Raw genomic sequence first — 12,887 nt, 5'->3', positions numbered from 1 at the left:
GCATCACCGGAATAGTTTTGAGAATAGATTTTCCTGATGTTTTCCGTAGCCTTGCACTTCAGAATAAGCGACACTGTCGATATTCCCCGACAGATCCACTTCTCCCTTCTCAAGGCTTAAGCGATTCACATGCAGATCACTGCCTTTTACCATCAACATCCCTTGTTCCGTCTCCAATAATATTTCATTTAAATCAAAGGATAGTACATCAATAACTCCTGTCACCAGACTGGTTTTTCGATTATTGATCACCAGTTTGTGATTTTTTTGTACCGTTCTTTCTTCCATGTGCCTCACAACCTTTCTTAATTATCTTATGAAAGGTTGTTTCTATTTATTACAAATACCGGAACAAGTCTTTCGCTTCTTCTTTCTTCGTAGTCTCCTGGATATCCAGAACTTCCACTTTGACCGTTTTCATTCCAAACTGAATCTCAATGATGTCTCCTGGTTTTACTTTCACCGAAGCTTTTGCCACATTGCCATTGACCAGCACACGACCCGCATCACACGCCTCATTAGCCACCGTTCTTCTCTTAATCAAACGGGATACTTTTAAAAATTTGTCTAATCTCATATTCTCTCCTTCTCCGTATTCCTTCACTTTTCGTATCAGCTCAAAAACCTGATAAGAACAGATTTTCTTATAGAGTAATAAAGGGTATCTCTCAAGCCTTTTACGGCTTTTGAGATACCCTTAATCTTATTCCATATCAGCTCACCGAATTATTCGTTAACAGCGTCCTTTAATGCTTTACCAGCTTTGAATTTTGGTGCTTTGCAAGCATCAATCTTCATTGTCTTACCAGTCTGTGGATTTCTTCCTTCTCTTGCTGCTCTCTTGCTAACTTCGAAAGTTCCGAATCCTACCAACTGAACTTTATGCTCTTTCTTTAATTCTTCTGTTACAACATCGATAAATGCTTTTAATGCTTTCTCAGAATCCTTCTTTGATAATTCTGCCTGGTCAGCGATTGCTGCTACTAATTCTGTTTTGTTCATGGATGATTTCCTCCTCTTGTTTACATATAGAATCCCTTATTTATTTAATTCTACTAATTTAACGCGACTTTCATAACAATTTAAATGAAACGCCTTTAGTTACAGTTATACCTGTTTTCCATGTAAATGTCAAGGTGATTTCTCAGTTTTGCCCCGTATTTTCAGGGTTTTTCACACTTTTTTAATAACTTAAAGCATTGTGTTAATCATGGACAAAACTTCTTCTCCCAGTTTGCTTGATTTTTCATCTGCATCTGCCAGAGATGTGCCCTTTATTCCATAGTAGAATTTTACTTTTGGCTCTGTTCCGGAAGGTCTTACACACAGCCATGCATCATCTGTCAGATCATAATATAATACATTAGACTTTGGAAGGCCAGTAGTAGTTACTTCGCCAGTCGCAATATCTTTGATGGTATCAGCCTGATAATCTCTTGCCTTCAGCACCTTATATCCGCCAACCTCTGTCGGTGGGTTCTTGCGAAGCGTCTCCAGGATCTCCTGAATCTTCTGAAGTCCTTCGATTCCTTTTAACGTAATAGACTGAATGTCGTCTTTATAGTAGCCATATTTATCATACATGTCCACCATTGCATCCCACAGAGTCTTTCCCTGCGTCTTGTAATATGCAGCAGCCTCACACAATGCCATTGTGGCAACAATTGCGTCTTTATCTCTTGCATGAGTTCCGATCAGGCATCCGTAACTTTCTTCAAATCCAAAAAGATAGCTTCCCTTACCTGTGGTCTCGAATTTTAAGATCTGCTGTCCGATGAATTTAAATCCTGTCAGTACTTCAATCAGACCGATATCATATCCCTTCGCGATTGCATCTGCCAGATTGGAGGTAACGATTGTCTTGATCAGATAACCATCATCCGGAAGTCCCTGGAGAGCTTTGCGCTGTCCAATCTCATAATCTGCCAACAGGCAGCCGGACATATTTCCAGTCAATGTATGATAAACGCCATCTTTGTCCTTTACACGCACGCCAAGACGGTCAGCATCCGGGTCTGTAGCAAGTACCAGATCTGCATCTACTTCCCTGGCAAGTTTCAATCCCAGTTCAAATGCTTCCTCTGCTTCTGGATTCGGATAAGAAACTGTTGGGAATTCACCGTCTGGAAGCTCCTGTTCTTTTACTACATATACATTCTCAAATCCCAGTTCCTTCAATATACGTCTTGCAGGGATATTGCCAGTTCCGTGAAGCGGGCTGTATACAATCTTCAGATCCTTTCCGACCGCATCAATAGAATCCTGATGAATTACCTGTTTCTTCAGTTCTGCTATGTATCCATCATCTACATCTGCGCCAATAACCTGATACAGGCCAGCCTTCTTTGCTTCTTCCTGATCCATTGTCTTAACAGTATTGTAATCTACAACAGCCTTTACCTCATCCATAATTCCTTTATCGTGAGGTGGTGTAATCTGTGCGCCATCTTCCCAGTATACTTTGTATCCATTGTATTCCGGTGGATTGTGGCTGGCTGTAATATTGATTCCGGCGATACAGCCCAGAGAACGCACTGCGTAAGACAATTCCGGTGTTGGACGCAAGGATTCAAACACATATGCCTTAATTCCATTTGCCGCCAGGCACAAAGCTGCCTCGTTCGCGAACTCTGGAGACATACGACGAGAATCATAAGCGATTGCTACCCCTTTGCCCTGCTCGCCCTTCTTAATAATATAATTGGCAAGTCCCTGGGTTGCTTTTCTTACAGTATAGATATTCATGCGGTTCGTTCCTGCACCGATAATTCCCCGAAGTCCGGCAGTTCCAAACTCAAGATCTTTGTAAAAACGCTCTTTGATCTCTTTATCATCCTCTGCAATACTCTTTAGTTCCGCTTTTGTAGTTTCATCGAAATATGGATTGCTCAACCACGCTTCATAATTTTCACGATATTCCATTGTCGTACCTCCTGTCCTTAATGATTCTATTATACAACAGGAATCTACAAATGAAAAGAAAATATATCCTCTAAAAATCGCTTCTTTTCTTCTGTCTGCCTAATTGCCAGCTCCAGTTTTTCAATACTCTTCGTGGATATCCATGCTTTATTTGAATGGTAGTATGAATTTGCGATTTTCCAGAATTTTTCCGGATAAATCAACCGAATCTTCAGATACTCCATCTCTGAATCTGTAAGTGGGCGGATTGCTGAATATGCATTCAACATATTATCACCCAGTCTCTCTCTCCACCCATGCTTTTCCATAACTTTACGCAAAAAATAATACAAATCTTCAACTTGGACATCTCGTTTAAATTTTTCAAAGTTCGTTGTAGCAATACCATAGGGCTCTTTTCTATAATTGCCGCTCCCCGAACTCCCATTTGCCAAAAAATTATTTCCTGAGAGCATCAGGACATTATGATAATTGTATTCCCCATGGGTCATACAGCAATTTTCCACACTCTCCTGATAAAGCTTCTCGTAATCTGAGTTCTCCAATTCCTCTAATGCTATCGCCGCCCATTGATACATCTGGTCAAAATATTTTAAAAAGGAGGATTCAAACGCCCCCTTGGGAGAGATGCCACGCACAAATCTTCTTACTTTTTTTAATTCTCGATTATGCCTCAGGTACTCCTCTTCAAGATGTGCACCCGGCATCACACTATGCTCCATCTTATGACACATCAGGGTATGCAGTTTCGCCAGATTCCCCGAAGCTGCCAAAAGCTCTGACGGTTTCTTAATATCACATTCCTGTCCCCGAAACCATAGCTTCAACACATATCTGCTTCCATCTTCCAAGACTGAGAGAAATTCCCCCGTCTTCGTCAGCACAATCCGATCCGTTCGTGTATACCCCTGATTCTGAAGATATTCATGTAACTCATATAACGCAGGAATACGTTTTTTGGACACTTTTACTTCCTTAAGCAACAGAATTCCTTCAACTGTGTCGCATAAAATAGCACCCCTGGTCTTGCGGGTGCCGCTGACTTCAATATCATATTGTTCTAATATACTTTGTTCATACTCCTGCATATCCATCCCCTGCACTCTACATTACATATTCTCTCTAGCGTATGATGCAAAAAGATAAAATATGATTAGGAGCTTATTTAAGTTTTTTTAAAAGTTCGTTTTTTCCATTTAATTCAGGATTCTCTATTACCATTTCCAACAGTTCGTTCAATTTATCTCCGATTTCTTTTCCCGGTTTCATCCCTGCTTCAATCAAATCCTTTCCTGTAACGGCCAGATTTTTTAATGATACACACTGCCCAGTCTCTACTATTTCCTGATACAACTTTCCGATATCATTCAGATTTTTCACTTTTTCTTCTCTCTGATACATACTCTGCGCGAGTATATCTGCACGGCGGACCTCCATATAATATGGGAACAGATCCTCTCCGATTATATTCATTGCACGGCGGACATTCTTAGCCGTTGCAGGCATTCGATAATCATGGTAACGCACCAATTTCGTCACTTTACCAATCGTATTATTGTCAAATTTTAATCTTCTCAATATGGATTTTGCAATAATTTCACTTTCTAAAGCGTGCTTTTTAAAATGCGCCACACCTGCTTCATCCATGGTTTTTAACGCCGGCTTTCCCATATCATGCAGCAACATCGTTAATCGCAGCACCTTATCGGCACGTACATTCTGCAATGCATGTAATGTATGCTCTCCCACATTGTACATATGATGCGGCGTCTCTTGTTCTGTAACCATTAAACGGTCAAATTCCGGCAAAAATATCTTCGTAATGCCAAGATCATATGCGTCCCGCAATAACTCTGGCCGCGCCGAAGTGAGCATTTTCACCAACTCCACTTGTATCCGCTCTGCGCTGATATTGTAAAGCGTAGGGGCCAGTTCTTGCATCCCGCACCGCGTCTCCTCCTCTATCGAGAAGCCAAGCTGAGCCGCAAATCGAATTCCCCGAAGAATTCTAAGTGCATCTTCGGAAAAACGTTCCCTCGCATTTCCCACACATCGTATTATTTTTTTATTTAAATCCTCCACACCGCCAAAGATATCCACGAGCCCATCTTTGTCATTGTAAGCCATCGCATTAATCGTAAAATCTCTCCGCAGCAAATCTTCTTTCAGACTTCGCGTAAACGTTACTTCCTTCGGATGACGGCTATCTTCATATTTGCCATCAATTCTATACGTTGTCACTTCATATCCTTCTTTGTCAAGGAGCACCGTGACCGTCCCATGTTCGATTCCAGTGTCAAATGTCTTATGAAACAAAGATTTCGTTTCCTGCGGCATAGCAGACGTTGTAATGTCCCAATCTTCCGGTTCTCTGCCGAGAATCGAATCCCTGACACATCCACCAACAGCATAGGCCTCATATCCATGTCCCTGCAACGTCTCAATAATCATCCTTACATTCGTCGGCAATTGTATATTCAGGTTTCCCACAATCTCATCCTCCCTCACATTCATCTATACACCATCATAACATGGGGACGGGGGTTTTTTCAAATTCCTCCGTCCCAAATTAAAATAACCGTGTCCCTTTTTCATTTTACCCTGTCCCTATTAATCCTCCTCTAATATTTTGCATAATAATCATTACTTTTTTCTGTGATATTTGCAAAACTTTCATTAGTTCTTTTTTATATTCTTTTCTTATCTCCACATAATTAAACAATTCTTCCTCCCGCAAATTATATTTCCACTTGTATTCTGCAAGAATTTCCTTTGCAATTCTCATGTTGTTTTTTTCCATATCCTCATCCACATCGTCAAATATATCCCAACTCTCAAATCTGTGGAATTCAAGGAAATCCTGATTTGTGTGAAACTTTTGATTTACCATCAAAAAAGCCTTCTCATCCAGAATGTCTCGAACTCCTCTGTAAAATTCTGACATACTACTGTATTTATAATCCAACATTTCTTTCACGCTTCCATTTTTCGCCGGATTTCTGTGGATATATCGAAGGCAGTTCCAAAAATAACTTTCCTTTTCTACGCATTGGCTCTTAAATCTGTCCTGAAAAACATATCCAATTCTATGATGTTTATAATTATAATAATGTGCAAATGCGGCTAAGACTTTAGCCATAAATGACGCTAATTCTTTCAAATCAGCTTTGATTAACATATGAAAATGATTTGGCATTATGCAATATGCTAAAATAGCCACCTCATACTCAGAAAGATTCTCTCGAATCAAATTGATGATACGGGTTTTTTCCCCTTTTTCTTTAAAAACCGGCATTTTATTTAATCCACGCACCATTACATGGTACATTCCGGTCGAACTTTCCTGTCTTGCTCTTCTTGGCATTTTTCTCCCTCCTTTGCAAAGAGGGACACCACAAAACGAATTAGGGACACGGATATTTTAATTTGGGACGGAGGAAATTGAAAAAACCCCCGTCCCCAACTAAGGAGCTTAGTATGATTTGCCCCAATATGCCATGTGTTTTGCTGGTTTTCCGCACCAGATACATTTGTCTGAAATCATTTCTTCATCTTCAATCAGACATCTGGTCGCAGCTCCACCTGTGACGTATTTTACTTCACCTTCGCATTCTGGATCTCCGCACCAGCAAGCTTTTACGAAACCACGGTTTGCCTGGAATTTTTCTTTCATTTCGTCCATCGTTGTTGCTGTATCAATATGGCTCTGTAAGAAGTCATTTGCTCTGTCATACATATCCTGCTGTTCTTGCTCTAAGATGTCACGTAATTTTGTGGCAATTTCGTCCAGAGATACTACAATCTTCTCACGGTTATCACGACGTACGACTACAACCTGGTTCTTCTCAATATCCTTTGGACCAATCTCGATACGGGTAGGAATACCAAGGATTTCCTGCTCAGAGAATTTCCATCCAGTACTCTTATCAGAATCATCAATCTTCACTCTATAACCGGCTTTTTTCAATTCATCCAGCAGTGCAAATGCTCTGTCAAGCACGCCTTCTTTGTGCTGTGCAATTGGAATAATACGGCATTCAACTGGTGCAACGTGTGGAGGAAGAACCAATCCATCGTCATCACCATGTACCATGATCAGGCCGCCGATACTTCTGGTAGACCATCCCCAGGAAGTCTCGTAACAACTGTGAAGCTGATTATTCTTATCCACATATTTAATGCCAAATGCATCTGGGAATCCACTTCCGAAGAAATGGCTGGTCGCGGACTGTAGTGCTTTTCCATCATGCATCAGCGCTTCGATTGTGTAGGTATCCTGTGCACCTGCAAATTTTTCATGTTCTGCTTTTCTTCCTGCTACGAAAGGCATTGCCATCGTCTCGGTATAGCAGTCTTTATATACCTGCCACATCTGAATCGTTCTCTCTTCAGCTTCCTCATAGGTTGCATGAAGAGTATGACCTTCCTGCCACAAGAATTCTCTTGAACGTAAGAACGGTCTTGTTGTCTTTTCCCAACGAAGAACAGAATTCCACTGATTCCATACTTTTGGTAAATCTCTATAAGAACGAACTGTCTTAGCCCACAAATCACAGAACAACGTCTCAGATGTAGGACGAATACACATTCTTTCCTGCAATCTTTCCATACCGCCATGAGTTACCCAGGCAACTTCCGGTGCAAATCCTTCGATATGTTCAGCCTCTTTTTCCAGCAAACTTTCCGGAATCAAGGTTGGCAGATATACATTTTCCACACCTGTCTCTTTAAAACGTCTGTCCAGATCTGCCTGAATCAGTTCCCAGATTGCATAACCATTTGGCAGATAATTCAAGCATCCTTTCACGCTTGAATAATCACACAGTTGTGCTTCACGAACAACATCTGTGTACCATTGTGCAAAATTTTCATCACGTGGTGTGATATTTTTTACTAATTTTTCCTTTGCCATGTTTCTCTTCTCCTTTTCTTTTCCAGCAGGGCCCTTGCCCCACGATAATTTTAGCCGGGAACCAATCTGCTCTTTGTCAAATGTTTTGACTTTAAATAAAACAAAAAACACCGGGCTTCTCGTTCCCATCAAAGGGACCGAAAAGCTCGGCGGTACCACCCTAGTTAACTGCGACCCTCTCGCAGCTCTCTCTCACCACCATTAACGCTAGTGTCACGCTGTACTTTCATACAGGGGCTCCAAGGTAGGTTCATTACTTATCAATACAAGAATCTTTCAGCCAAAGGATTCCCTCTCTGTAGAATTGCATCCGTAATTACTATTCCTCTTCTTCACCCATCCTGCCTTCTGCAACCATCATTGCCAGCAGGTTATTCGATTAAACGTAATTTTAATCCATTGTTTTTTATTTGTCAAGACAAAACATGCCACTATCGAATCAAAATATACACAAAAAACGCCAGATAGGCAATCAAAAACAAAGCTCCCTCTGTTCTTCGAATCTCTCGCTTGCTGATTGCCGAAAAATAAACGATCAAACTTGCTACAATTAACAAGACGGTATCATAAACCGCTGTAACATCCAATGTAATCGGTGTGATTACAGAAGATATTCCTAAAATCAGCAATATATTAAATATATTCGAGCCAACCACATTTCCCACTGCAAGATCATTTTCGCCTTTCCCTGCCGCAACCATAGAAGTCACTAATTCCGGCAGAGAGGTTCCAAGGGCCACAATTGTCAAGCCAATAAAGGTCTGACTAAGCCCGAATGTTTCAGCAATATTACAAGCACTGTCTACAACCAGATCGCCACCCAGCGCAATCCCAGCAAGCCCTCCGATTATATATAATGCACTTTTCATCGGACTCATCACTTTATAATCCTCTTCCACTTCAGACACTTCATTTCTTGACGCAAGAGCATCTCTTACCGTCGCATAGAGAAATACAGCAAATAATATCAGAAATAAAAGTCCGCCCCATCTTCCAAGAACAAAAGTCCCTTCTCTGCTTAAAACTTTTGCAATGGAAAAATCCGAATCCAGCAAAAGCAAAATTACCGCGATAAAAATTGAGAAAGGAAATTCTTTCTTTAGCAAAGACCATTTTGCCTGCACTGGATTCACTAACGCGCAACAGCCAAGCACTACCAGAAGATTGAATATATTTGACCCCAAAACATTACTAACCGCCAGATCATTACTCCCCTGTATTGCTGCCGTGACGCTGACCGATAGTTCCGGCATACTGGTTCCAAAAGCCACAACAGTAAGTCCAATAATAATTGTTGGAACTTTCAGTATTTTTGCAACGCTCGAACTTCCATCCACAAAAAAATCCGCGCCCTTAATCAGCAGAACAAACCCTACTATCAACAATATATAATCCATAACATTCTTCCTCGTTTCATTTGCATATTCTTTCACACTATGGTTAAATGATAAGAGCGAAAAGAATCAAAGTCAAGGAGAATTATATATGGCAGCAAATACTCTGGAAATATTATACGAAGATTCCCATATCCTTGTATGCGTAAAACCCCACGGAATCGCAACTCAAAGCAAACGAATCGGCAGTCCCGATATGGTAAATTTATTAAAAAATCACATATATCAATCCAATCCTTCCCAAGGAGAACCCTACCTCGCAGTAATTCACCGCTTAGACCAGCCAGTTAAAGGAATTCTTGTATTTGCCAAGACTCCATTTGCCGCAAAAGAACTAAACAAACAACTCACTTCCCAGGGATTTGGCAAATATTATCGTGCCCTTGTCGACGGATGCCCCCCTCAAGATGAAGGCAAGCTAGAAAATTACATGATAAAAGATACAAAAACCAACACCTCCAAAATTTGCACCGCCAACACAAAAGGGGCAAAAATTGCCAGACTCTCCTACAAAATCATCCAAAAGGGACAGGGTTATTTTAATTTGGGACGGAGGAATTTGAATTTTCCCCCGTCCCCAACTGAACTTGACATCCATCTGGATACCGGCCGCCATCACCAGATTCGTGTACAATTAGCCAATATCGGCTGTCCTATCATCGGGGACACCAAGTATAATCCCCATTGCAGCGAACGGAACGAATGGCAAGAAATCTGTCTGTGTGCCTATAAACTAGAATTTCAGCATCCTAACACACACAAACTCCTACATTTTGAATTATAAAAAGGGACAGGGTTATTTTAATTTGGGACGGAGGAAATTGAAAAAACCCCCGTCCCAAATTCATCAAAAAAGAAGAGGGAGCACTCCCTCTTCTTTTATCCTTCTTATTCCTCAGCTGGTTCTTCTTTTAATGCCTCTTCATATTTTTCAAGAATAATGTTCTGAATGCGTTCTCTTGTTCCTGAATTAATCGGATGTGCAATATCCCGATACTCACCGTCCAAAGCCTTCTTACTTGGCATAGCAATAAAGAGTCCTTTTTCGCCCTCAATAACTTTGATATCATGTACTACAAATTCTTCATCCATAGTAATTGAAACCACTGCTTTTAATTTTCCCTCTTTTGCTACTTTACGCACGCGTACATCTGTGATTTGCATTTTTCTTCTAGCCCCTTTCTTCCAAGCCGTTGCACTATAGTGCATACCTCTCGTTCTTTTCCACAACTACCTTCACACCATTTTCCCCAACATGACGTGTATTTGCTCTGATCGTGTCGCGGCTCTCTACAATACAGTTCTCAATATATGTATTGTCACCGAGATAGACGTCGTTCAGGATAATTGAATTCTTGATGACACAATTATTTCCGACAAACGTCTTCTTGAAAAGGATAGAATTCTCTACCGTACCGTTGATGATACTTCCGCTCGCCACAAGACTGTTCTTAACCACCGAACCAGGATTATATTTCGCTGGCGGCAAGTCGCTCACTTTTGAGTAGATCTCAGGACGCTCTTTGAAGAAATAATTTCTTACTTCCGGTTTCAGAAAATCCATGTTCGTCCGATAATAAGCATCCACTGTTGATATGTTGCTCCAGTAATCTTTTATCTTATAACCATATATTTTTTTCAGATTCTTATATCTGATCAAAATATCAGTTACAAAATCAAATCTGTCTTCTTCTGCGCAATTCTCAATCAATTCTATCAACAGTCTTCTTCTGATCACATAGATTCCCGTTGATATGGTATTCGAAGTTGCAACCATCGGCTTCTCTTCAAATTCCAAAACGCGCATATCTTCATCCATTTTCAGCGTTCCAAAACGGCTGGCATCCTCATCCGGCCCCAAATCCTTACAAACCACCGTAATGTCGGCCCGCTTATTGATATGGTATTCTAACACTTTGTTATAATCCATTTTATATACAGCATCTCCCGACGTAATGATCACATACGGCTCATGACATCTTTTCAGGAAATCCAGATTCTGATAAATCGCATCAGCAGTTCCACGATACCAGTATCCATTATCTGCTGTGATCGTAGGGGTAAATACATACAGCCCCCCTTGCTTTCTTCCGAAATCCCACCATTTTGATGAATTCAGGTGTTCATTCAATGAACGCGCATTATACTGAGTCAGCACTGCTACTTTTTGTATATGCGAATTAGACATATTACTCAAAGCAAAATCAATCGCACGATAACTTCCTGCTATCGGCATCGCTGCACTTGCTCTCTTCTGAGTCAGTTCACGCATCTTGTTGTTACTTCCGCCTGCTAAAATAATTCCTACTGCTCTCATGCTCGTTCACCTGCCTTTATTAATGTCTCTCCACTTTCCAGTATTCCATTCGGATAGTCCTCTCTTGTCGTAACACCACTGATCGCAGTATTCTTTCCAATCTGAACTCCATCCGGAACCACGGAATTCTCACCAATTGTTACAAGGCCAAATGAATAAATCGCCGGCTTAAGTTTGTTCGGTACATCACTGCCGATTCCCAATGTAACATTCTCGCCAATCTCACAGTTCTCTGCGATAATTGACTTATCAATGACACATCCCTTCTTGATCTTCGTATCTTTCATAATGATAGAATCTCTGACAACGGCACCATCTTCTATGGTTACTCCCGAACCAATGACACAGTTACGTACTTCACCGCCAATCTCAGAACCATTTCCAATCAGACTTCTTTCAATCACTGCCTGTCCGGAAATATACTGTGGCGGAAGGATCTCACTGTTCGTATATATCTTCCAGAATTCTTCATAAAGATTGAACTCCGGAATAATATCGATCAATTCCATATTGGCTTCCCAATAAGATCCTAACGTTCCAACATCTTTCCAATATCCGTTGTATTCGTATGCAAATAACCGTTGTCCCTTATTATGACAATACGGAATAATATGCTTACCGAAATCACATCCTGGCTCGTCCTTTAACGCGAGCAACGCTTCTTTTAATACTGGCCAACTAAAAATATAAATACCCATAGATGCCAGATTGCTCTTTGGCTGTGGTGGCTTCTCCTGGAATTCTGATATCTTACCGTCACCATCCGCAATCACAATGCCAAATCTGCTTGCCTCTTCTAATGGTACAGGCATTGCAGCGATAGTCACGTCTGCATTATTCTCCTTATGATAATCAAGCATAACCTCATAATCCATCTTATAAATATGGTCACCTGACAGAATTAATACATAGTCTGGATTAAAGGTCTCCATATAATCCAAATTCTGGTATATCGCATTCGCCGTACCGGTATACCATTCGCTGTTGCTGCTCTTCTCATAAGGAGGTAGAATCGTAACTCCTCCAAAATTACGATCCAAATCCCATGGAATTCCAATTCCAATATGTGTGTTCAATCGTAATGGCTGATATTGCGTTAGCACTCCGACCGTATCAATTCCTGAGTTTATGCAGTTGCTGAGCGGGAAGTCAATAATTCTATATTTTCCTCCAAAAGCAACAGCCGGCTTCGCAACTTTTGCTGTAAGAACCCCTAAGCGGCTTCCTTGTCCTCCTGCCAGCAGCATTGCTATCATCTCTTTTTTTCTCATGTCATCACCCCTTCTCAGTAATCTTGTCGTTCACATTATACCACAGTTTCTTTTAGTAGTGAACAAATTTT

The 12,887-nt window shown here is 40.9% G+C and carries 13 protein-coding genes and 1 other annotated feature; of the genes, 1 reads left to right on the top strand and 12 read right to left on the bottom strand.

Annotated elements, in window-relative coordinates; all coding sequences use genetic code 11:
• Positions 1–3: 3 nt before the first annotated feature.
• From yabP to ACQRD1_RS04625, 9 genes are all read right to left on the bottom strand, one after another.
• Entirely contained in the window at positions 4–288 is a 285-nt protein-coding gene (gene yabP / locus ACQRD1_RS04665) for a sporulation protein YabP (protein ID WP_235231938.1), read from the bottom strand.
• A 49-nt stretch (positions 289–337) separates the two neighbouring features.
• Positions 338–577 carry an RNA-binding S4 domain-containing protein gene (locus tag ACQRD1_RS04660; RefSeq protein ID WP_235231939.1) on the bottom strand — a complete coding sequence of 80 codons (240 nt, stop codon included), beginning with the start codon at positions 575–577 and terminating at the stop codon, positions 338–340.
• 149 nt (positions 578–726) lie between these two features.
• Complete coding sequence (locus ACQRD1_RS04655) at positions 727–1,035, bottom strand: HU family DNA-binding protein (protein WP_328282588.1); 309 nt, start codon at positions 1,033–1,035, stop codon at positions 727–729.
• 156 nt (positions 1,036–1,191) lie between these two features.
• Positions 1,192–2,922 (bottom strand): phospho-sugar mutase, encoded by a 1,731-nt coding sequence (locus ACQRD1_RS04650; protein WP_235231941.1) that lies wholly within the window; start codon positions 2,920–2,922, stop codon positions 1,192–1,194.
• A gap of 44 nt (positions 2,923–2,966) precedes the next feature.
• Positions 2,967–4,010: a MarR family transcriptional regulator gene (locus tag ACQRD1_RS04645; RefSeq protein WP_427786963.1), complete on the bottom strand. Its 1,044-nt coding sequence runs from the start codon at positions 4,008–4,010 to the stop codon at positions 2,967–2,969.
• 73 nt (positions 4,011–4,083) lie between these two features.
• Entirely contained in the window at positions 4,084–5,403 is a 1,320-nt protein-coding gene (locus ACQRD1_RS04640; protein WP_427786969.1) for a CCA tRNA nucleotidyltransferase, read from the bottom strand.
• 115 nt (positions 5,404–5,518) lie between these two features.
• Positions 5,519–6,286, bottom strand: coding sequence for an REP-associated tyrosine transposase (locus ACQRD1_RS04635; protein ID WP_235231943.1), 768 nt, complete (start codon positions 6,284–6,286; stop codon positions 5,519–5,521).
• Positions 6,287–6,394: 108 nt separating this feature from the next.
• A complete protein-coding gene (proS, locus tag ACQRD1_RS04630; RefSeq protein WP_427786962.1) occupies positions 6,395–7,834 on the bottom strand; it encodes a proline--tRNA ligase in 1,440 nt (479 codons plus the stop codon).
• Between the two features lie 129 nt (positions 7,835–7,963).
• Positions 7,964–8,176, bottom strand: a binding site (T-box leader).
• 89 nt (positions 8,177–8,265) lie between these two features.
• Positions 8,266–9,231: a calcium/sodium antiporter gene (locus tag ACQRD1_RS04625; RefSeq protein ID WP_427786961.1), complete on the bottom strand. Its 966-nt coding sequence runs from the start codon at positions 9,229–9,231 to the stop codon at positions 8,266–8,268.
• A gap of 88 nt (positions 9,232–9,319) precedes the next feature.
• Between ACQRD1_RS04625 and ACQRD1_RS04620 the strand changes: the two genes are divergently transcribed.
• Positions 9,320–10,012 (top strand): RluA family pseudouridine synthase, encoded by a 693-nt coding sequence (locus ACQRD1_RS04620; RefSeq protein WP_427786960.1) that lies wholly within the window; start codon positions 9,320–9,322, stop codon positions 10,010–10,012.
• A 104-nt stretch (positions 10,013–10,116) separates the two neighbouring features.
• On the opposite strand, the gene spoVG is transcribed toward ACQRD1_RS04620, so the two are convergent.
• Genes spoVG through ACQRD1_RS04605 form a run of 3 tightly spaced genes read right to left on the bottom strand, consistent with a single transcriptional unit; the run spans position 10,117 to position 12,816 of the window.
• Positions 10,117–10,392: a septation regulator SpoVG gene (gene spoVG / locus ACQRD1_RS04615; RefSeq protein ID WP_235231947.1), complete on the bottom strand. Its 276-nt coding sequence runs from the start codon at positions 10,390–10,392 to the stop codon at positions 10,117–10,119.
• Between the two features lie 34 nt (positions 10,393–10,426).
• Positions 10,427–11,545 (bottom strand): glucose-1-phosphate adenylyltransferase subunit GlgD, encoded by a 1,119-nt coding sequence (gene glgD, locus ACQRD1_RS04610; RefSeq protein ID WP_235231948.1) that lies wholly within the window; start codon positions 11,543–11,545, stop codon positions 10,427–10,429.
• Positions 11,542–12,816, bottom strand: a complete 1,275-nt coding sequence (locus tag ACQRD1_RS04605; RefSeq protein ID WP_347376195.1) for a glucose-1-phosphate adenylyltransferase — start codon at positions 12,814–12,816, stop codon at positions 11,542–11,544. The genes glgD and ACQRD1_RS04605 overlap by 4 nt, the downstream gene beginning before the upstream one ends.
• Positions 12,817–12,887 lie beyond the last annotated feature (71 nt).

Source organism: Bariatricus sp. SGI.019 (assembly GCF_050315235.1).
Classification (GTDB): Bacteria; Bacillota; Clostridia; order Lachnospirales; family Lachnospiraceae; genus JAFBIX01.
Note: the sequence above shows the minus strand (reverse complement) of the source record. Positions and strands in the feature narration are given on the sequence as shown.